Source organism: Brucella pituitosa (assembly GCF_003049685.1).
Classification (GTDB): Bacteria; Pseudomonadota; Alphaproteobacteria; order Rhizobiales; family Rhizobiaceae; genus Brucella; species Brucella pituitosa.
This window is the reverse complement of the sequence record NZ_PYSY02000002.1, coordinates 745,757-766,852: the sequence shown is the minus strand read 5'-3', so window position 1 is coordinate 766,852 and position 21,096 is coordinate 745,757. Positions and strand designations below refer to the sequence as shown.

The following is a 21,096-nucleotide window of genomic DNA, read 5'->3' as shown; positions in this document are numbered from 1 at the left end:
ATGGACCCAGTATGGGAACTTCAAACCGCGATATACGCGCGGTTATCGCAGAATGCTGCCCTCACAACTCTAATCGGCGCTGACAAGGTCTACGACAATCCTCCTGCCGATCCCAATGGTAATATACCGGCCGCAACCTATCCTTATGTGTCATTCGGCAGCGCTTCATCTTCTGATGACAGTGCCGATTGCGTTGATGCGGTAGACGTTACTTTTCAAATCAATTGCTGGTCGTCTCTGCCAAGTCAGAAACAGGTTCGGCAAATCGCCGACGCAGTCACCAAAGCGCTTAAACGATGGGATCCTCCGCTCGCGGTAAACGCGCTCGTCACCTTCGATTATTGGCGAACCGACTACATCCGCGCGCCCGGCATCAATCAGGCTTCTATCCAGTACACGGCAGTCATCGAGACGCCGTAGCCCGCGCCGCCGGATTTCACAATTCAATCTTTTTTAAGGTCGCTATAGGCGGCCTTTTTTGTTGGAGGCCGCATTGGCTCAAGCAACAACTATCAAGGGCGGTAAATTCCGCGTCCTTATCGGCAACGATGCCGAGCCGATTGTTTACGAAAACCCTTGTGGCTTCACACAGCGATCGATCACAATTAACAAAGGTCTTGAAGAGGTCAATGTTCCTGACTGTACTGACCCGGATAAGGTCGATTGGGTTGGGCGCGATGCGACCAGTCTTTCGATGAGCATCAGCGGCGAGGGCGTACTGGCAGCTGAAAGTGTCGATACATGGCTAGATGCCGTCGACAGCCTCGAATCCATTCCGGTTAAGGTAGAGTGGGAATTTCCTGCAAAAACTATTACTTGGACCGGCTTCATGCACGTTGAAAGCATCGAGGCTGGCGCTACTAATGGCCAGCGCGCAACGCTGAATGTCAGCCTGCAGTCCGATGGCGTCATGGTTCGTACGTCTACTCCGGCCACGCCATAATGAGTCGAGACGCGTCGATCGAACTAACCTGGGCGGATGATGATTACACCTTCCGCCTTGGGTGGAGCGAACTCGAAGCACTTCAGGAGGCCTGCGATGCGGGCCCCTGGGTTATTCTTGAGCGCCTGATATCAAAGCAGTGTTTCGTCGGTGATATCGCAAATGTCATTCGGCAAGGCCTGATTGGCGGGGAGATGAAGCCAACCGACGCGACGAAGCTTGTGCAGCGTTATGTCGAAAAGCGCCCGCCGGCCGAAAATTTGCTTCATGCAATTGCGATATTGCAGGCTGGAATTCAGGGCGTACCGGAGGAGCCGGTGGGGGAGCAGGGAGCGGCAAGTCAGGAGGGGAGCAACTCGACAGCCTTCCCAATGGAAAAATCAGATTTGCCGCCATCTACGGAAACGGTGCAGTTCTAGGCTATACGCCGCAAGAAGTGCGCAAAATGTCGATTTGGCAGTACATGGCGGCGCTTGATGGTTACATCAAAGCGTCTACGCCAGACGAGCCTGGCAAACTGTCAGAGTCCGAAAAAGATGAGCTTTGGGATTGGCTTTAAGGCTGGGTGATGCTGGCCTTACCAGTACTTTATGCTGATGTTTTTTTCTTGCCACGGCCGTCCGACTGTGTAGTTTAGACACCGGTCAACTTCGCCTCGGGCTTTCGCAAAGCTATCAGCGCGACCGTCCGGACTGCCGTTCTTCCAAGAATTCAGGGCTTTTACCCAAACATCGCAATCGGCCTCGTAGTCCCTTAGGGATTGTTCTGCGCTAGCTGAACGCGCTGCAGCTACATACTGCGCCGCACGGTACTCATTCCAAAAATAGTACCCGACGAACGCGATAACCGCGATGCAGGCCGCGCCGACCAATACTTTCATCCACATCCCCAAGCTCGCATTCGTGCGGGCTTTTTTCTTATCAGGACATCGTTGAGTATGGCAAGAACCGACCTCGAAAGTCTGGTTGTTCAGCTTTCCGCTGACTTCAAGTCGTTTGAAAAAAGCCTGGCCCGCGCCAACGATGTTTCTAATCGCCAATTTAATGCGATTGAACGCCGCGCCCGCCAGATGAACAAGAATCTGGATAGCATTTTCACGCGCTCGTTTAGCGGCCTCACGGCACCACTCGCCGGAATAGGCGCTGCGCTGGGCGTCGATCAGTTGCGCAAGATGACAGATACGTGGACGGATATGACGTCTCGTGTCAACCTCGCCGCAGGTTCGATCGATAAAGGTACTGAGGTCATGGGCCGTCTCGGCGACATGGCGCGCCGGACCTACTCTGATCTAACCCAAACAGCTGAAAGCTATCTATCCAATGCTACAGCTGTTCGCGAGCTCGGCTACAATACTGATGAATCTCTGAACTACACCGAGGCATTGAACAACGCTCTCGTTGTGTCAGGCGCCAAGGGGGATCGAGCTGCACGAGTTATTGATGCGCTCGCCAAGGCTATGGCGCTTGGAAAACTGCAAGGCGACAACCTCAATACAGTGATTGATTCAGGTGGCCGTGTCGCTGAGGCGTTGGCAACTGGTCTAGGTACGACAGTGGGCGGTCTGCGCAAGCTTGGCTCGCAGGGTAAGATCACTGGTAACGACATTGTTCGCGGCCTCTCAAGCCAGATGGAAACGCTTCGTCAAGAAGCCGCCGACATGCCTGCCACGATCGGCGACGGCTTTACTCTTCTGAACAATGCTCTGCTCCAGTACGTTGGCAATGCTGACAGTGCAGCTGGAGTATCTGCGAAGATCTCCGAAGCTCTAGTCATGATAGCCGACAACTTCGACAAAGTCGCCGACGGAGCTTTGCAGGTTGCTGCTGTCATTGCAGGAGCCCTCGTCGGACGTTCTCTCCTTGGCATGATCCGTACGCTCGGTCTTGGCGTGACGGCTCTGGGCCAACTCAGGAAGGCTCTAGCTGCCGCAAGCACAATGGGCGGCTTGGCAACTGCCTTCGGTGGGCTTGGTGCCGCTGCCGGTCCTGTCGGCATGGTCATCGGTGGTGCGGTTGTATCATCGCTCATTCTCTACAATTCAACTGTTGGCCAGGCCAGCGAGGCTTCAGAAGTTTATGCCGCAGCTCTAAAAGAGGTTCAGGATGCGGCAAAAGACACAGGTGATGCAGTCGAAGAGGCTGGGGGGAAAATTGCCCGTGGCCTGCCTGATAAGCTTGAAGGCGGCATAGCTGTTTCGCTAGAAGAAATATCACAAGCCACTCAAACCGTTACAGATCAGTTCGATAATCTTCGGAATGTCAGTTTTGAAGGTGTGCCACAAGATGAAGTCGATAAGGTAAGATCACTTGGCGAACAGTTCCGATCAGGTGCAATTACTGCGCAAAAGTTAGCGTCAGAGCTTGATGGCATTACGCGCGCAAATCCTGCGTGGGAATCGTTTACCAGTTCCGTGGAGCTTTTCGTTGGCAAGCTGGTGGAAGCGGAGCAAGCTGCTCGCCTATTACAGGCAAGACTAGCTGACACGCGCGCTGAAATGGGCCGATCAGCAAAAGATGATGTTATCCGAATTGATTTGAATGCAGTCGCGGCGAGCAATTACGAAAAAGAAGCGCTGCGCAAGGCTTCTTTGAATAAGAAGGAGCACGCTCTAGAAATGGAGCGTATTCGCGTTCGAAACGATGCGATTAAGGATGGCACAAAGCTAACGGAAGAAGCGATAGACCGCATCGCGAAAGCCAATCTCGCCGCACAAGAATCTCGAACTGCCGAAGGCAAGAAGCCGAAGAAAGAAAAAAAGACACCGGCTGAAAAATTCGACACGACAGTTCAGGACACTAACGACCGCACAGCTGCACTTGTCGCCGAAACAGAAGCGCTTCGCCAGATCAACCCACTAATTGATGATTACGGCTTCGCAGCTGAAAAGGCACGCACCGAGCAGGAACTACTCAATGCGGCTCAAAAAGCCGGCATTGCCATCACTCCTGAACTCAGGTCGCAGATTGCCCAGACTGCTCAGCAGTGGGCCCTTGCTACGGCTGAAGCGAACAAGCTCAACGAGGCGCAGGGCGAGCTAAGGCAGAAGTCTTCGGAGTGGCGAAGCACCGAACTGGACGCTTTTAAGGGGCTAGTTACTGACCTCTCATCTGGAAAAGACGCTGTTGAAGCCCTGACAGATGCTGTTCAAAAGCTGATCGATAAGTTGCTGGACATGACGCTGAACAACCTTTTCGATGGTCTGTTCGGCAAGTCAGGAAGTTTGTTCGGTGGATTCATGGGGTTCAAAGATGGCGGGCTGCCAAAGTTTGCCAATGGAACGCCTTCGCGCCCCGGTCATGGCCTCATTCGTGGACCGGGAACTGGTCGCAGTGACAGCATCCTCGCGAGAGTGTCGAATAAAGAGTTTATCACGAACGCTCGTTCGACAGCGAAATATCGTGGGCTTCTTGAAGCGATCAACCAGGATCGCTTGCCAGCCTTTGCCGACGGCACTCCGAGTTTGCGCGCACCCTCAATGCCGATACTCAGCGCTCCGCAAAGGCCAAGTGCTGCACAGGTGGCACCACAGATCAATATCAACGTGGCAAGCGCGAGCGGTGACGATTACATCCGCGCCGTTGTCAGCGATGGCGTTAGTCAGGGACTTCGGCAGTACGACAAATCAGGGCCGATGCGCTTCGCACGGGACAGTAAACAGGCATCAAGGCGGGGGTTAGTGCGATAGGAATCTGGATGGCGTTCGTGCAGTTCCTGGTTTCTTTTAAGCTGCAGTTTGAGCATTAACGTTATGAGCTGGGGATCTAGTAGTCCCCGATAACGGCTTTCTCTTGGGCTTAGGCAGTAATCCTTCACGTTGCGCTTTCTTCTTCGCTTCTTTTCGGGCTCTGCCTATTGCAGCTTCTTTTTCGCGAATGCGTTTTTCGGAAGGCTTTTCATATGCCCTGCGAGCCTTCATCTCGCGAAACACACCTTCACGCTGCAATTTCTTCTTCAAAACGCGTAAGGCTTGATCAACGTTATTATCGCGGACAAGAACTTGCATAGTCTCTCCTAACTTATAGGTTACAAAGAATGATCGCGAGCTATTCTGGCTGCCCTCAAACGGTCCGTTTTCGCAGTGGTCGCGGATCTCTCTTCGTGGAGAATAGTCTTAGCGGCCAGAGCGGTTCGCGACTTTTGCGACTCCGTGCGCGTATCAATTGGCTTGAAGAGCGTATCTTTTGTGTATTCAGTTATCATGGCGGAGTCCTCTCAGTATAAAATAAAGCCGATGACTAACGGGCTCGGCTTTTTGAACAACCGCCAGCAGTTCGTCTCAGGACGTTTGAAAGTTTTGACCAGTCACGCGATGAAGTCAGGCGCGTCGAGAGGTTGTTCACCAAACGGGACTGCTCCAAAGGCGAAACATCAGTCTTCCTAGATTGTTTTTTAAGGTTTTTTGAATGGTCTAGTTGGTTTTCCATAAGAGCCTCTCTGTTAAATTCATTAATGCAATAAGAACGAAAATAAAAAAGGCCGAGCGTGCACTCGACCTTTTAAAAGTAACTTCTTTCAACAGTGCCAGTACATCCGTGGTCAAAGGAAAGGAGAAAACTTATTTAGGCTGCGACGAGGTTGCAGGCAGACATCTTGCCGGACTTCATGTCCCGCTCCATATCGTATCCAATCTTCTGACCTTCGACGATTTCGCGCATTCCGGCGCGCTCGACGGCAGAGATATGAACGAAGGCATCTGCGCCACCGTTGTCAGGCTGAATGAAGCCGAAGCCTTTTGTGGAGTTGAACCATTTAACTGTGCCAGTGGTCATAATAAACCCTTTCATAGAGGTATAGATAGCAGCACGCAGTTGCGTGACGCAAAGTGATAACGATTATTAAAAAGGGGTTCGTTCAGGGCGCGGTGCTAAACGCGCAATAAAGCAAAACTCATCAAGAAAATATCGATGATTAATACTTAATGCATGATCTCGGAATTGTCAAATTATATTTAAGTAAATCATCGTTTGGTAGATATTTTTATTTTAATCTCACGTATATCAGCACTAATATTTTTCTAAAACTTATAAAAGGCGAGCTCTCACGAATGGTGAGCTCACCCCAAAAAAGCTTCGTTAATTAAGCCGTACCATATGATGAGGTAGCTTCAGGCAACGGAGCGATATCAATGCGATGGTCACGCATGACACCCGTCATAAAATTCTGCAAAACTAATTTCGACTGGTGAAAGAGTGGACCAGATAGTGGCTTCATTCTTAACGTTACATAACCCGCCTTAGCCATCATTTGATTAAGGATGCGGTTGCTGATGTGGAAATCGACGAGATGGATATTGGAAGACATGAAGTCCTCCTTTCAGATTACGGTTACGGACATTTTAGTCCCGCCAGCGAGCCCAAGTAAAAATCTAATGCTGACAATCAAGAGTCCACTTTTATGGATAAAATAGCAAGCTAACAATTGAGGTCACTTAAAGGCAGACGTCACTGTTATGTCCGTTGCCTACCACGGCAGAAGTCTACGCTAATTGACGGGCCAAATAATATTTCCTCCCCTTTAAGGACAACCCATGATCGATCTTCTCTCAACTGTCCGCTTTGTACCGTCCTATCCGATGCTTAATAACCCGACCAGCCAGACGAAATTCGGCGGTCGGGTTATATCGACGGTTGAATTTGTTGATCCATATCGAACCGTTGATATGGAAACGCAGCCGATGAAGGCCAGCGAGGCTGTTCAGCTTCAGGCGTTTATTGCTTCAGCGAAGGGCGGGATGGAGACGATTGTTTATCGTCCGAAGCATATTTGCATCCCTCGCGCTTATTGGGGCGACCCGAATAATTCGCACATCACCGGTACAGCCTCGCGCGGAACAGTGACCGACGGTTATACCGTTCAGCTAACCGGCGTCGTTCCTGGACTGCAGTTAATGGACGGTGACATGTTCTCGCTGAAGAGCGGCGAATATCGGCAGTTCTTGCAGATCGCTTACGGCGGCGGTGCAACAGCCGTAAGCACGACGATCACAGTTAAGGTGGATCAGCCGATTGCGTCTTATATCGCAACCGGCGCAACGGCTCGTTTCAAGCAGCCAGAAATGAATACGCGGCTTGTGAAGGATAGCTTTCAAATGTCGAAAGGTCCGCGACCCACAGCGACTTTCCAGCTGATCGAGGTGCCGAGGTGAAGGAGGGAATTATGGACAATGAAGAAAAGGCAGGCAAAGTCCTGCCTCTCTCATATGACGACTTGAGCAATGCTCTTACACTGTCTTTAGCCCGTATTGACGAACAAGACGCAACGCTCATGGCGTTAACCGCAAGGGTTGATACGCTAGAGGCTTTCAGCAGCCCGTCTAAACAATTGCTTCGCCAGTCCTAAGACGCGTGTTCGTTCTTGGGCGTTTGTCTCATCAGGCCTTTCAGTGTCTATGAATGTGACCCGTGCGTTCGGTAGCCCCATGTGATTGAGATTGATCGTCACAAACCTACCGTTTGGTTGATCGTTATATGTAATCTGTGGGTCTTTGAACTCATTCATTTCAAGCCTCCCTATTGTTGACACGTGCATCAAAGCCGAGTCGCAACTATAAGTCGATTACACTTTCCTACAATTCGGAGGCTTCATGGCTTTCCCAACTCGTCTACAGCAATTGCTGGAAGAGGGGCGCATTGTTGTGCGCTCTCTCGGCGAATTTCAGTTTGGCACTGGCTTTTGGTATATGTGGAACGGCTCTTCTGAATTCACTTGGAACGGCAACACCTACATTCCAAACCAGCTTATTGCGATTGAAGAGCCGCCGTATCAGATGGGTGCTGAAGCTCTGCCGATCACGATCACCATGCCGACAGCGGCGGATTATGGCGTGACGCCTGACAAGCTCGCTCAGATCGAAAGCGTGGATTATAAGGGCCGCACGGTCATCCTATCCGATGCTTATTTCGATCCGGATACGCGAGAGCTGCTGCACGTTGAGCCGATGTATCGCGGTTATATCGATACGGTTGATCACGTCATAGATGGCGGCGAAATGGTTCTGAAAGCCAACGTCGAAACGTCTGCGCTTGAAAACCACCGCGACGGATACCGCACTGCTTCACATGAAGATCAGCAGCTTATCTCGCCGGGTGACAAGATTTTCGAATACGCATCCACTGTGAAGCGCGAGAACTTCTACATCACGCCGTACCAATAAGTCCTCCCTGCACAATATGACCACCGCGAAGGGATCTCCATGCGACATCCGGAATGGGAAAAACGCCTCGTGGCTGTCACGGAGGCGCACTTAGTCACGCCTTTGGTTTGGGGAACGTCTGACTGCCTTCTTACCACCTGTGACGCTATTGAGGCCATGACAGGCCTTGATCCAGCGATAGAAGTGCGTGGCAAGTACAAGCGCCGTGCTGGCGCATATCGCATGATCAAACAGCGTAACTTCGACAGCCTTGGTGCAGTGCTAGCCGACCGATTTGAAGAAATCCCTGTCTCCATGGCGCAGCGCGGTGATGTTGGTATCTTCGAGAAAACTGTCGGCTACTTCTGTGAATACGGGTTCGCTTTGAAAGGCGAGGACGGTTTGCGCTTCCTGCCGCGCACAATGGCCGAGAGGGCCTTCAAGGTTTCCTGATGTTTTACATTCTGGCGATTTTATTCGCGCTGCTGGCAACGCCTGCGGCGGCGGACCCTGTTTCACTTGTGACAGGCATTGTCGGCCTTGGATCATGGCTATTTGGCGGCACCGTACTTGCAAACATCGTGCTTGGCGGACTTCTTGTTGCTGCCAAGTACGCGCTGACATCGATCTTCCAGCAAACGCCGAAGTCTTCCGCCTCTGCTACAGAAACCAAGTACGGCGAAAACCTCGTGCGCGAGGTCGGGCTTGGCGTCTTTGGCACTATGGGCCATCACATCTACCGAAACGCGTTCGACAAGGGCAATCACATTGTTCAGGACGTGTTCAAGCTGTCGGATTTCCGATGCCTTGAGCTTCTTCGCGTGCAGATGGATGGTGAATGGAAATCGCTGTCTCCCGATCAGCAAGGCGACGAAGGCCGCATCTATGGCCAGCGCATTCTCGGTGTGAAGGATGGTGGCCAATGCTTCGTGCGCTTTTATCAGGGAACGTTTGATCAGACAGCCGACCCGGCACTGATCGCCTATGCAAACCCTGCCGGTCGCTGGACGACAGCCCATCGCGGCGCCGGCCTGTGCTATGCAATCGTCACGACTATTACTGACGTGGACAATCTCACATCCGTCCCGAACCTCATGTTCGAAGTACGCGGCGCTCCACTGTATGATCCACGCAAAGACACCTCTGTCGGCGGCTTCGGCGCACATCGCTGGAATGACCAGAGCACTTGGGAGTTCAGCAACAACAATGCCGTGATGATGTATAACCTTGAAAGAGGCCTGTACATCGGCACTGAAAAGATCGTCGGTCGTGGTGTGGCCGCAAGCCGCCTGCCGTTGTCTGAATGGTTCACCGCAATGAATATCTGCGATGAAATCATGTCGGATGGCAGCAAGCGTTATAGCGCGGCTCTGATTGCCTCATCTGGTGATGGCGTTACCCACGAAACCAACATGACGCCATTGCGCGAAGGTTGCGCAGGCTCTTGGATCGAGGCCGTAACAGGGGAATATCCAATCGTCGGGGCAAATCAGGCGGTTGTAGCGACAATTACCGATGACGACATTGCGTGGGAAAAATCTTTCCAGCTTTCACTCACGCGCACGCGAACCGAGCTCGTTAATACGGTCGCTGCATCGTACGTCAGTCCTGACCTGTTCTATGAAACCACTTCGCTAACGACCCGCATTGATGCGCTTGCTTTGGCGCAGGATCGTGAGCGCCTTGCATCCAAGGTGGATTATACTGCTGTTACCGATCATCGAGTTGGCGACCGGCTGGCAGATATTGCAATCCGTGCATCGCGCTATCAGGCCAACGGAAGTTTTACGGTTCATCCAAAGTTCTTGGCGCTTCAGGTAGGCCAGTGGGTGCAATGGCAGTCTGATCGCTACAACCGTACGATCAAGATGCAGATCCATTCCAAGTCTCTTGGCGCGATGGGCAGTGACAGCGTTCGCGACGTTTCAATTTCGTGGCAGGAGGTAGGCGACGGCATCTTTGATCCGACCGCTTACGAGACAAATCCGCCTGTTTTGATCCCGAACCAACCTCCAGATTATCAGGCGCAGCTTTCTAACTTCAACGCCATCCCGAACAAGGTGATTGGCGATGACGGGCAGGAATATCCCGGCATTCGTCTGTTCTGGGATGAAATCACCGACACGACTGTCGAAGGTGTCGAAATCCAGTATTGGCCTGAGAATGATCCGTCCCAGATATTCACGGCTTACGTGCCGCGTGATGTGACAGTCTTTCAGATCGTCAACGGACTGACCAGCAAATCAGAATGGAACGTGCGATATCGCTTCAGAGTGGCGGCAGGAACGCGTCCTGTGGTTTGGTCTGCTCCGGTGCTGGTTCTGACGCAAGAGGTGTCAGGCGATGACAGCCCGGTCGATTACGGCCGTCTTGATGACGACTTGTCGGGTCTGATTAACTGGATCACTGACGATATGCGCGAGCTGAAAAGGCAAGCGCAGGAACTGGCAACAAGCACTGCTGACAATCACAACACCAACTACGCTGATTTGCAGACCATTCGCCGTCAGTTGACCAGCACTTACGGAACGGCAAAAGCATCGTGGCAAGAGGATATCCTGACTGCCACAGGCCCGAACAGTGCCATTGGCCAGCAACTGACGCAGATCAATGTCAGCCTCGGCACCAAGGCCGATGCGAGCACGGTTGTGCTTCTGCAAAGCCGTGTTGATGGCGTTCAAGGCGACATGACAGCCATTTCGAATGCGCTGACTGAGGTCAATGCATCGGTAGATGGAACTGTCTCGAATGCCGCTTGGCGCATGACTGCAACACAGGGTAGCGGCGGTCAGTCCGTGAAAATTTCGGCGTTTGGCCGCATTGGGTCTGGCGATAGTTGGAAACAAGCCGGGTGGTTTGTGAATGTCACTCCGACAGGCAGCCAGTTTGTCATCGTTTCCAACCAGTTCGCGATAGCTGACCCGAACGATGACGGCAGCTTTACGTATCCGTTTGTCGCTCAGAATGGTGAGATTTACATGCAAAGCGTTCGCCTCGGAACGTTGAGGTTTGATCGTCTCCTGTCAAACAATAGCAAGTTTGATGCACGTGGCGATGGCGGCAACGCATATCTGAGGATTATCGTCTAATGGTCAGTTGGTTTGTGGGCTGGAAACCGGGCGTCGGCGCGGTGATGAAGGTCAATAAATATGATAACGATTGGCCGTTAGACGTGCCGAACGATGCGCATAATCGCTTCTACTTCAATTCAGAGGCGAGCAATCTGTCGTATGTGTTTGGAAACTTTCAGACACCGCAGCCCTTGAACAAATCGAACTATCCCGGGGGATATCTCCCGGGGGGTATGTATGGCCTGCAAACTGGTTCTCTTGGCGACCAATGGGTGATGAAAAGCACCTACACGACATCTAATGAGACTGGGACTCGTTATGATATCTATGGGCTGATTGGTCGAATGCCTGACCTCGCAGGCACCATCCCATTTGCGGAAGTAAAGTTCATTTCAGCGGATGGAACATCTCGCATTCTTTGGAACAATAAGCCGGGAAGTTCGAGCGCCTATTATTTCAGCGTCACTAACTACGGCGTGACTTGCAACTCCACGGAAACGGGCACGACTGGCCTCGGCTATCGACGTATTCCTTCAGACTTCGGCTATACGGGATGGTGCATAAGGCCATCGGACGCATCTGCAAGTTTTGACACCTACCTCGGCGGTGACAAAGAATACGTGAATACGATGATCTGGGATTTGCCTTGCAATAACGTGCCGATCCCTAAGCCTGTCGGAACGCCTATCGCAGGGCAGATAGCGTTTGAGGCGTCCAATAACCGCATCAAGATGGCAAGGCCGGGGTTTTCCATCGATACAGCGACAGGGCGTCAGTTGATCATGGATAGTGACAGGACTCCGATCAAGTGTGTGATGATGGGCGAAACGCCTGCTATCGCGCCCGGTACGTCCTACTTTGTCGCAAAGCCTACATCGATTGACTTCGACCTGTCTCCTTCAATGGTCTGCGATACGATTTGCAGTCTGAATGGTTGGGGATTTGCCATTCCTCCAGTCAATCTGAATACCGGTTTTGATGAGCAGCAGACATGGGCATACTACCGAGTTGAAGCTGGGGGAATTCGTTTCAGCGTTACCGGAACGCACTCCGTTGCTATTCGTTTCATGCTCTACGCAACCGGCATTCAAGGCCATACGACGGGCGGAAGCGCTGTAATCCGAAAAGTTGAAGGTCAGTATCTTCAGATCAAAAGGCCGGGTTCCAGTGATGTTGCACCGGGGTACAACGATATCCTTCTGGACACTCGTTTCGCAGCTGTGACGGTATTGGCAGAAGGGTATATCCCCGCCTCAAGTTTCAGCGCAGCCAATCAGGTCCACTGGCGTTACGGGAATATCGCGGCCCGGATTAATTTCGACAGCCAAGGCTTGTTCGTGTTTCCCAAGGTCATCGTCGATTTTGGCGACATGTTCCGGCAGGGCAATCACACAATGTATCTGTCACCGGGCGGTGGCGTTGAAGTGCTGAGGCACTCCATGGCGACGGTCGTCAATAGCGATCATTGCATTGTCCATATTTCGCCTGGCAACAGCGCCGGTAATGTGACGGGTTTTCCCGACCCTGTCGGTGTCCGCTATTATATCCTCGGAGCTACCACGCTCTAACAATCCGAAATCGGAGAATACTATGGCTGTTTTGTCAGATTACACCTCTGGCACGATCACGCTCGCCAATGGCTCAACGGCTGTGACCGGCACGGGCACACTGTTCGACGTGGCGAAGTTTCGTGAAGGCGATACGCTTCAAATTCAGAACCTGACGGCCGTCATTGCCAGCGTGAACAGTAATACATCGCTCACGCTGGCCGCGCCGTGGACCGGCACTTCGCTGAACGATGCGCCTTATCGTGCGCGATATTTACCAGACGGTGCTCGCGTGACTGCGCAGGCAACGACACTGATAGAGCTGCTCGGCAATGGCGTATTGTCTAACCTTGCTGAGCTTGGCGTTGAGGACGGCAAGGTGGCAGTCGGCAATGCGGCGGGTGAATATGAGCTGGCGGACCTTGTGACAGACCCGAACGGCACATTGGCGAAGTTTGCAGCGCTGACAGTAGCTGCCCGTCAAATCTTCCAGACAGATGAAAACGGCGCGCTGAAGGCTTTGGCTCTTCTGGCGAATAAATTCATCTACACAGATGCAAACAAGGACTTAGCACAGGGCGACATCACGCCTTGGGCCATTTCAATGCTTGGTCTGCCGGGTACGGCTGATCGAATGCCATATCTCAGTGCAGCCAACACATCAGCGTTGACACCCCTGACAGCTTTTGCTCGGTCAATTTTGGATGATGGTGACGCAGCAACCGTGCGCGGCACTATCGGTGCTCTTAACAAAGCCGGGGAAAGTGGACTTACTGGTACCTACGTTTGGTCGAAGCCAATTGCTGCGGGTGTGTTCGCTCTTAATCTAGGTGAGGTTGACAATGCAGGCCCGTCAGGTGGAGGATACTCACGTAACATACGTTACGGTAATTCGGGGGTGTTCAGCGCAACATCTTGGTTCGAAATACAACACGGCATTTGGCACGGATTAACAACAGCTATCACCAATGCATCAGGCACACCTTCCGTTTTCTTCAACTTCAGGGGAAATGGTAGTGCTTACGCAAGCTCTGGTTCTTGGGTCAACTCTTCTGACGGACGATTAAAAAACTGATATTAAGAATATCCCTGACCCTCTTGAAGCTCTAAAAAAGTTAAACGGTTGTACTTGGACCCGCATTGACACAGGTACAAACGGTATTGGCCTAATTGCACAGGATGCAGAAAAGGCAGTTCCTGGATGCTCACAGGTCAGCGAAAAAAGAGAAGACGTTGCCAGACGGCACGACAATCACCGATGTGCTGGCGCTTGATACTGGTGGTGTGGCTGCGGCTGTGCTCGTGGAGGCGTGTAAGGTTATGTTGTCCAGGATTGAAGAGCTTGAAGTGAAGTTGACCCAAGGGGAAACTCAGCTCAGACATTGAAATGTGGCCGCACGACGGATAATAAGGTTGCATTTATCGTTGTTGGAGGCAGTGGGTTGATGATGCGTGGTAGGAATGGATTGATCTTAACGGTCTTCGGGCTTTTGGTCTTCTTTTTTTGTAGGTTTGATGCAGTAAAATATGGGTCGGATTTTTTAGCCTCGGCGTCTATTGTCGTGTTCTCTTTTGGTTTGTCTAGTGTGATTGTCGCGATTCTTATCAGAATATGGCGGTCGGCATGACGGTCGTAGATGGGCATGGCCTGATAAAACAGAACGTATTCTTATCAAGGCTGACAGGAAAAACACCATTACTTTCGGTAGTAGTGCCGGTCTACAATACGCAAAAGTATGTGGTAGAAACTCTGCAGTCCATTGTTTCATCGTTTGATGATGATTATGAGGTAATTGTTGTAAATGACGGTAGCTCAGATGGATCGCATGAGGCAATACTAAAATGGATTAGTAGTAACGATTTCAATGTCGTTTATATCATAAAAGAAAATGGTGGGCTTGGTTCGGCTAGGAATGCAGGGGCGTCCGCGGCAAGAGGGCGTTACATTACATTTTTCGATAGCGATGATTACGCCTGTTCATACACTTATCCAACAATGGTACAGTTGGCGGAATTGAATAGTTTAGATGTCATAATTGCTAGAGCTAGACGTTTTAGTAACTTAACTATGCGTACCTCTAAATTCGGGGATCATGACATAATTAATTCAATTTTAGGTGGCGACCACTTCAAAGTGACAAACGCCAGCCGAGAAGGAAGATTATTCCGTGTTGAGCCGAGCGCGGTAATTAGACTCTACAATAAAAAATTCTTCGATCAAAGCGTAGAAAAATTCCCAGAAGGGGTGCACTTTGAGGATGTAGCCCCCCATGCAGCGTCGATAGCAAGGGCATCGCGCGTAGGTTTGCTCAACGAATGTCTGCTAATATATCGTATAGATAGAGCTGGACAGATTACGGCATCAAAAGGCGCGACGCGTTTCGATATCTTGCACTCTGTAAAGCAAATCTCCGAGAGTGCCTATATTGGCGATTTGTCTACCGAAGCGGGGGCGTGTTTATGTGGACAGCTTGCTAGATTAGTGCACTGGTGCGCCACCGAATGCCCGAAGAATATGCGGTCAGAGTTTATTGATATATTTTTAGATTCGATTACGAAAATACCAAGCATCTGGTGGTTGATCTATAAGGAAAGATATTCGGAGAATATGGCTGAGGCACAGTTCTGCGAATTTTCAGCGAACAAAGATGGCCGAGCTTTGAAGTCCTTGGTCGGTGTTAATTTGGAAGATCAACCACTTTCTGCATTGTCCGAAGTTGAGAGTGTTGTGTTCGAACACAAATCTAAACTACAAACTATTAAAGATTTTCCGATGGTTCCGGCGCGACTCATAAAGCGAAGCATCATTTCGTTAGTTAAAGCACCTACTAGAAAAATCAAAAACATGATGGTCGGAAGATAATGTCATATTTGTGGGAAAGAGTTGCTGGCAGTTTGAAACGCCGCTCGGATATAGCTTCAAGCGTTCAGGCTGATTTGGGTCGCATATTAAGTGAGTTTTATGGTCCCCTGACTGCTCCAGTTTCACCTCGTCCAGTTTGCCTGTTTCTAGGAGCGCGATCCGGTTTAGAGATTGAGTTTGTCAAAGCCAACTACCCCGGCGCTCGGATCATTACGTGGGATTGCAAGATTGATGTCGCGCAGTGTGGCGATATTGCTGTCAATAACGTTGATGAACTAATGGTGTCTCTTCAGAGACTTGGAGTGGATGGTGTCGATTTCTGTAGGGTTGATGAACACTATTTTACAGATGAGCTTATTACCGAACTGGGTTCGGTTAAAATAAAAATAGGTTATCTTTGCGGTGCGTTTGGCTCACTTTGTAGGTCGCCATATCAATTACATAGAGATTTATCTTGCGTCGCCGATCTATTCTATGTCCGATCTTTGTCCAGTGAGATGAGCTTAGCGAAATCCGTAAAGGGGTTGCAAAAATATGTATCGGTCATAGTTCCTGCGTACGGCATCGAGAATTATCTGCCTAAGTGCTTGGAAACCCTTTCAAGTCAGACGTTGAAGGAGATCGAAATTATTGTCGTCGATGACGGTGCTAAAGACAATTCAGGTGCAATTGCAGATGATTGGGCAAGCCGTTACCCGGAAATTATTAAAGTAATTCATAAAGAGAATGGCGGTTGTGCGTCCGCGCGTAACGCTGGCCTCGCTGAAGCAAGTGGGTATTATGTCGGCTTTGTTGACGGTGACGATTGGGTTTCTCCGTATATGTTCGAGGATTTGTTGAATGCAGTACTTCCAGGTTTCAAAGATATTGGACAGTGCGGATACGTAGAAGCTTACGAAAGCGGTGGAAGTAAAACGAATTTCGGTAACGAGCCAATAAGATTGCCTCTAATCTTCCCATATGAAACGAATTTCAAACCGGATTTTATTTTCAATTCACCCTCTATTTGGAGACGTATATACAGGCGTGACTTCTTGAATAAATATGATCTAAGATTCAATAATTCGTTGAAGCGATTTGACGATCTGCCATTTGCCTACCTCGCTCTAAGTTTAGCGCAGTCCGTTGTCGTAATTCCTGATGCGCATTATTTCTATAGAATGGGTAGGCCAGGCCAGGACGTGAGTTTCGACGATGAGCGTCTATACATTCACTTCGAGATATTTGATTATCTCTATCAAGTAATCGAGACAAAATATGATGGTGAATTGTTGAACCACTTGGGTCCGATAGAAGCGGCCACTCATCGCTGGGCTCTATCGTTGATACGCGAAGACCTCAAAGATGATTATCGCGAAAGAATGCTTTCAGGTCGAAATTTAGAACAGATGAGCTGAGGGGTTACTTCCCCAGCTTATTTGCGAGAAGCTTAATCGCACTGCTAAGAGGCTTGTCTCTTATTTTTCCGATTAGATTTTGATATCGGATGTTTTCTGATTTCACGGTACTCAGCTTCTTTTGGATCTCAGTAATTTGTAAAGATTGAGATCCATTGAGTTTCTTTAAGGCAGACAGTTCTTCTAAAATTTGTTGCGTGTACTCTCGATCTGTTAGCTCCGTTCTTTTAAGTTGATCATTCTCATCTTTGAAGTAATTAAGATCGGTCATCACCCTCGCTAACCGGCGTTCCAACTCTCCAACTTCGCCGCACACTTTCAGCTTCTTAGGAGCAATGGGTGCCACCTTAATATCGCTGATGGGGGATTCGTTTAAACAGCGTTTCAATCTTTCTGAAACTACTCGGAAATCCGAACCGTCAATCCAGTATTCGGAAAGAAGATATCCCAGGTAAGCTATAGATTTATTATCTGCCTCAGGTTGAATCTCGTGAAATGCCAGGCGAAGTTCTGCAGCGTCTTTTATGCGATGGCTTGCGGGATACCATTCGGAAAGTCCACAAGCATAGACAGGTTTTCCATGAATGAGCGCCTCGAGACCAACTCCCGAATTTACAGCAATAACTGATGAACAATGCTCAATGAGATCATGTACATTGGCTTGACTGGTATGAAAAAAGGGGTTCGCCGCCGTGGCACTTTCGATGAATGCTGCTATCGCGTCACTATCGCAGTATGGGTGCCTTTTGACAACGACATGTATACCTGTTTCGAGCGAAAGAATTGATGCCGACTTGAGAATGGTTAACGCATCAATATCAGCAAACTTAGCTACTGGGTCAGATTGAACTTGAAGAGGAATGAATACATAGTCCCTAATTTCTTGATCAAACAAACCGGGTTGCGGATATTTGCTTATTTTATCTAATTGAAATCTTTCTTTGTAATTCCTTATTATCAACTTTGCTTTTTTCTAGATCAAATGAATATGCCTTCTCTTGGAGCTTTTTGTCGTTAGCAATCTCAGACCAGCCAGAGTGACCAGTTCGATCTATAGCGTATAAGGGCGGTATGGCGGCTTCTTTTAAGCGCCAAACTCCACGCACTTTTCCGACAGAGTGAAAGGAAAAAAGTACGCCGTCTGGCGGAGGGGGATCTTTCAACTAGGTCAGTACCCCAAGGAACATCCCGTACGACAATTGACGGATGCAGTTTTGAAAGTGCACCCATAACATTGGTCAGGAAAATCCTGTGGCGTGCGCCGTCGACGGGGTTCAACATCCAGTCGGTGGGTAATTCAACAACGATTTGTGTCTGTTCATTCAACAAAATCGGATTTTCCTCAGTTGTTATTTAGAAAAGCGATAGGATATTATAGATAACAGTAATATCGATTCAAAAAAATATCTAACAATTAGAGCGTGTATTGGAAGCAAGGAAGAGATTGTGAGATTTTTTCGTAAATTAATATCTCAGTTTCTCATCACGCATGAGGGGAAATCTGAAGTTGGATTTTGCACCGATCTTGACGAAATCCTTCGCGATCAGGGAAATGTTACTCTGAAAGTCGGCCAGAATAAGATCATATTGGATCTGTGTAATATTCATGAGCGTCGATACGCGGCATGTTTGAGTACACCACTCCGCTATCCTCAATACGATATTGATACCTTACTCATGGAACGGTTCGTGAGGCAGGGAGACCGGATACTGGACGGTGGTGCTAATATCGGGTTGACTGCGCTTCAATTCCTGCATTCTGGTGCATCTTTTGTCGAATGTGTGGAAGCGTTGCCGTGGTTGTCTGAAAGAATAAGGCGGTTAGGTGATGCCAGAATATCTGTTACCGAAGCTGCGCTGAGCCAACGTTCAGGCGCATTCGTCGATATAGCGATCTCGAAAACGCACAATCAAGGTTCAACATATGATAGTGCGGTGATTGCAAAGTTCTCGCACATATTTGGGGACGATGTTAAATTTATCACTACTCCGACAATCACGATCGATAGTTTGCAAAGTGGTCCTTTTGATATATGGAAGCTGGATGTTGAAGGCGCGGAAATTGACGTCATCAACGGTGCATATCAATCTCTCAAAGACTGTCCACCAAGGGCAATATTCACCGAATTTTGGGATGAACGAGTCAACGAATTTGCTTCGCTTGTATCGTCGTCGCATCCTATAGTTTATCGAGCCGGGATATCTAAAGACAAATATCAACTTAAGTTGCTAGATATGGAATCTTTTCAGAGTTCTTCTGAAGCATTTTTCCCAATTAGCCCAACATATGTATTTCTTCGTGCGGATTATCAAAAAATATAAAAAATAAACGCCTCCTGCGCATCTCCCACAACGCACAGGGGCTGCACAATCTGCATAAAATATTCAGTCTGCGCTAACAGCATTTATACAGGAGTTACTGAAAAGCCAACCCTGCAAATATGACGTTACAATTGGTATCAATGCAACGCAGCTGGTTGAATATGCCCCCTATGTAGATCACTTACGGCGACGGGATTTTATTTTTTTGATTTCCAGCGTATAGCCTAGTCGGTGAAGAACTAATGCGGTGTAACGCATGGATGGGTTAGTATTACGACCGAGAAGTTGACTAGCGCGAGCCCTTGTTACACCTAAAGCCGCGCCTAAATCAGCATGTGTCATCTTCTTTTCCGCTAGCATTGCATTCAAAACTTTGTGGAATTTATCAACCGTATCCTGAGCAATCTTTTCCTCTGTCTCGCTCCACTCTCTCATTATTCTGGTCATTCTACCCTACTCAATGTTCGGTCTGGCTATTCTTGCTGCAAAACGTCGTAGATCATTGGCCTGTAAAAGTGGCTAATTATCATGATTACGATTTGAGGCAATCAAATTGAACAACGAATAAGTGCGTGACACCGCCATTGAGGCGGTTTCATGCCGAAAGGAAGTCAGAGGCTTCCTTTGGAAATGCAACCGATAACAACCAGTGCAACGATAATCATCAGAGCTTCGAAGTCTTCCAGATGCGTGTGATACATTCTCCCCCCGTAGGCAAAGCATGAAATTCAATCAAAAAAAGCTTACCGACTCTCGTTTTGGAACTGACAATTGCTCAGGAAGGCTAGCGCCAAATAATTAATAAGAACTCTTTGCAGTCTGGGTATCAGAAGCGAATGCGGCGGTTTTGGGCAAGCAACACCAAGAACACCACCGCCAGAATGGGCGCTGACCCGCCGATAATCATCTGTCCGATATCTGAAGTAATAAATTCTCGCAATTGGCTCATCAGTCCTCCCTTCCTGTAGAACCCCCGACTGACCTCCCAGAAAGCCGGGGGCTACGCAGGTCTCCAGTCGCGTCTCGAAGATGAACTGCGCTCGCCAAGCTTACACCCACCCTGGAATGAAGAAAACCCCGGCGACCGCAAAGCCCACCGGGGTTCTGCGCTAAGGCTGATTCGCATTTACCTCAACGCTGTTCGACATTACTCGAGCTCTTGATAAATAAAAACCCCGGCTGGAGGACCATGCCGGGGTTCTGCGCACCGAGGAGTAAGCGGGGGGCTTGGGACGGTGCGCATTAACAATGTAAGGCACCAGTCAGGGTGAGTGAAGACGCTCTTTCATAACGATATCTTAAAAGAGGAAACAAACAAAACCCCGGCGATGGGACCGGGGTTTGATTTAAAACTAGTGTTACAGTTTACGTCGGTTGTTCATGTAGTACCTGATCTCTTTCCAGCCGATCAAGGCTACCACATATGACAGCGTAGCAAGAATAGCCGCTTCAAATAGCAAAACCCAAATCATGATGCGCTTTCAAGCCTGAACTAGGCCGCCTCCTGATTTTTTGCCCTTCATCCAAGGGATCGCAACTTCTGGTTTTTCGAGAATTCCGTTCTTCTTGGCGAAACCTCGAATGGCGCTCTCTGCCACTTTCACTGGTTTGATGCCATCGTGACTGTCGCAGCACGCTTTCCAAGCGGTTTCGTAAATGAGGCCACGGTCATACTCGGGCCACTCGTAGAGAAAATCTAGCGCATCTCCGATGCTGGCAATCTCACGTATAAGGTAAGGGCCGTCCTTCACAAAAACAGGACTGTCAAACAAACGGTCGCTCATCGAAACCTCCATTTGATCGAACGCTATTGTTGGAATG

The 21,096-nt window shown here is 49.5% G+C and carries 24 protein-coding genes; 16 read left to right on the top strand and 8 right to left on the bottom strand.

Translation table 11 applies throughout. The features are described from left to right. The 3 genes from C9380_RS15870 to C9380_RS15860 all read left to right on the top strand — a co-directional run bounded on the left by C9380_RS15870 (position 1) and on the right by C9380_RS15860 (position 1,362). Positions 1-420, top strand: a complete 420-nt coding sequence (locus tag C9380_RS15870; RefSeq protein WP_128093986.1) for a DUF3168 domain-containing protein — start codon at positions 1-3, stop codon at positions 418-420. A gap of 73 nt (positions 421-493) precedes the next feature. After that, the gene (locus tag C9380_RS15865; RefSeq protein ID WP_128093985.1) at positions 494-943 is read left to right on the top strand and encodes a phage tail tube protein; all 450 of its coding nucleotides are present in this window, start codon (positions 494-496) and stop codon (positions 941-943) included. Then, a complete protein-coding gene (locus C9380_RS15860) occupies positions 943-1,362 on the top strand; it encodes a gene transfer agent family protein (protein ID WP_128093984.1) in 420 nt (139 codons plus the stop codon). The genes C9380_RS15865 and C9380_RS15860 overlap by 1 nt, the downstream gene beginning before the upstream one ends. Before the next feature lie 158 nt (positions 1,363-1,520). Here C9380_RS15860 and C9380_RS26895 read toward each other — a convergent pair whose 3' ends face one another. Beyond that, positions 1,521-1,823, bottom strand: a complete 303-nt coding sequence (locus C9380_RS26895; RefSeq protein ID WP_151081286.1) for a hypothetical protein — start codon at positions 1,821-1,823, stop codon at positions 1,521-1,523. Between the two features lie 57 nt (positions 1,824-1,880). On the opposite strand from C9380_RS26895, the gene C9380_RS15855 reads away from it, so the two are divergent. Continuing rightward, positions 1,881-4,628 carry a tape measure protein gene (locus tag C9380_RS15855; RefSeq protein ID WP_128093983.1) on the top strand — a complete coding sequence of 916 codons (2,748 nt, stop codon included), beginning with the start codon at positions 1,881-1,883 and terminating at the stop codon, positions 4,626-4,628. A gap of 36 nt (positions 4,629-4,664) precedes the next feature. Here the strand turns inward: C9380_RS15855 and rpsU are convergent, their stop codons facing one another. From rpsU to C9380_RS15840, 3 genes are all read right to left on the bottom strand, one after another. Beyond that, complete coding sequence (rpsU, locus tag C9380_RS15850) at positions 4,665-4,946, bottom strand: 30S ribosomal protein S21 (protein WP_024897686.1); 282 nt, start codon at positions 4,944-4,946, stop codon at positions 4,665-4,667. A gap of 556 nt (positions 4,947-5,502) precedes the next feature. Next, positions 5,503-5,712: a cold-shock protein gene (locus tag C9380_RS15845; RefSeq protein WP_024897687.1), complete on the bottom strand. Its 210-nt coding sequence runs from the start codon at positions 5,710-5,712 to the stop codon at positions 5,503-5,505. A gap of 307 nt (positions 5,713-6,019) precedes the next feature. Next, positions 6,020-6,244 carry a hypothetical protein gene (locus C9380_RS15840; protein WP_105534673.1) on the bottom strand — a complete coding sequence of 75 codons (225 nt, stop codon included), beginning with the start codon at positions 6,242-6,244 and terminating at the stop codon, positions 6,020-6,022. Between the two features lie 226 nt (positions 6,245-6,470). Here C9380_RS15840 and C9380_RS15835 point away from each other — a divergent pair, with 226 nt between their 5' ends. The 11 genes from C9380_RS15835 (at position 6,471) to C9380_RS15790 (ending at position 16,953) form a co-directional block, all read left to right on the top strand. Next, a complete protein-coding gene (locus C9380_RS15835) occupies positions 6,471-7,088 on the top strand; it encodes a hypothetical protein (protein ID WP_128093982.1) in 618 nt (205 codons plus the stop codon). 11 nt (positions 7,089-7,099) lie between these two features. After that, positions 7,100-7,282: a hypothetical protein gene (locus C9380_RS15830; RefSeq protein ID WP_024898773.1), complete on the top strand. Its 183-nt coding sequence runs from the start codon at positions 7,100-7,102 to the stop codon at positions 7,280-7,282. A 244-nt stretch (positions 7,283-7,526) separates the two neighbouring features. Then, a complete protein-coding gene (locus C9380_RS15825; RefSeq protein WP_105706421.1) occupies positions 7,527-8,096 on the top strand; it encodes a hypothetical protein in 570 nt (189 codons plus the stop codon). Positions 8,097-8,135: 39 nt separating this feature from the next. After that, positions 8,136-8,528: a DUF6950 family protein gene (locus C9380_RS15820; protein ID WP_128093981.1), complete on the top strand. Its 393-nt coding sequence runs from the start codon at positions 8,136-8,138 to the stop codon at positions 8,526-8,528. After that, a complete protein-coding gene (locus C9380_RS15815) occupies positions 8,528-11,164 on the top strand; it encodes a phage tail protein (RefSeq protein WP_128093980.1) in 2,637 nt (878 codons plus the stop codon). Before C9380_RS15820 ends, C9380_RS15815 begins: the two co-directional genes overlap by 1 nt. Next, positions 11,164-12,714, top strand: a complete 1,551-nt coding sequence (locus C9380_RS15810; protein WP_128093979.1) for a hypothetical protein — start codon at positions 11,164-11,166, stop codon at positions 12,712-12,714. Before C9380_RS15815 ends, C9380_RS15810 begins: the two co-directional genes overlap by 1 nt. 22 nt (positions 12,715-12,736) lie before the next feature. Continuing rightward, positions 12,737-13,768: a hypothetical protein gene (locus C9380_RS27080; RefSeq protein WP_217284092.1), complete on the top strand. Its 1,032-nt coding sequence runs from the start codon at positions 12,737-12,739 to the stop codon at positions 13,766-13,768. A gap of 1 nt (position 13,769) precedes the next feature. Next, positions 13,770-13,967 carry a tail fiber domain-containing protein gene (locus tag C9380_RS28530; protein WP_128094450.1) on the top strand — a complete coding sequence of 66 codons (198 nt, stop codon included), beginning with the start codon at positions 13,770-13,772 and terminating at the stop codon, positions 13,965-13,967. Beyond that, entirely contained in the window at positions 13,927-14,079 is a 153-nt protein-coding gene (locus C9380_RS26890; RefSeq protein WP_164844668.1) for a hypothetical protein, read from the top strand. Before C9380_RS28530 ends, C9380_RS26890 begins: the two co-directional genes overlap by 41 nt. A 238-nt stretch (positions 14,080-14,317) precedes the next feature. Next, a complete protein-coding gene (locus C9380_RS15795) occupies positions 14,318-15,556 on the top strand; it encodes a glycosyltransferase family 2 protein (RefSeq protein WP_164844667.1) in 1,239 nt (412 codons plus the stop codon). Beyond that, positions 15,556-16,953, top strand: a complete 1,398-nt coding sequence (locus tag C9380_RS15790; RefSeq protein WP_128093977.1) for a glycosyltransferase — start codon at positions 15,556-15,558, stop codon at positions 16,951-16,953. The genes C9380_RS15795 and C9380_RS15790 overlap by 1 nt, the downstream gene beginning before the upstream one ends. Positions 16,954-16,957: 4 nt before the next feature. Here C9380_RS15790 and C9380_RS15785 read toward each other — a convergent pair whose 3' ends face one another. Beyond that, the gene (locus C9380_RS15785; protein ID WP_164844666.1) at positions 16,958-17,848 is read right to left on the bottom strand and encodes a capsular polysaccharide export protein, LipB/KpsS family; all 891 of its coding nucleotides are present in this window, start codon (positions 17,846-17,848) and stop codon (positions 16,958-16,960) included. A 551-nt stretch (positions 17,849-18,399) separates the two neighbouring features. On the opposite strand from C9380_RS15785, the gene C9380_RS15780 reads away from it, so the two are divergent. Continuing rightward, the gene (locus C9380_RS15780; RefSeq protein ID WP_128093975.1) at positions 18,400-19,275 is read left to right on the top strand and encodes an FkbM family methyltransferase; all 876 of its coding nucleotides are present in this window, start codon (positions 18,400-18,402) and stop codon (positions 19,273-19,275) included. Between the two features lie 177 nt (positions 19,276-19,452). Here C9380_RS15780 and C9380_RS15775 read toward each other — a convergent pair whose 3' ends face one another. From C9380_RS15775 to C9380_RS15770, 3 genes are all read right to left on the bottom strand, one after another. Then, complete coding sequence (locus C9380_RS15775; RefSeq protein WP_128093974.1) at positions 19,453-19,722, bottom strand: helix-turn-helix domain-containing protein; 270 nt, start codon at positions 19,720-19,722, stop codon at positions 19,453-19,455. 379 nt (positions 19,723-20,101) lie between these two features. Next, positions 20,102-20,224 (bottom strand): hypothetical protein, encoded by a 123-nt coding sequence (locus tag C9380_RS28350; protein ID WP_282183929.1) that lies wholly within the window; start codon positions 20,222-20,224, stop codon positions 20,102-20,104. A gap of 532 nt (positions 20,225-20,756) precedes the next feature. Further along, entirely contained in the window at positions 20,757-21,059 is a 303-nt protein-coding gene (locus C9380_RS15770) for a DUF982 domain-containing protein (protein ID WP_105534730.1), read from the bottom strand. Between the last annotated feature and the right edge of the window lie 37 nt (positions 21,060-21,096).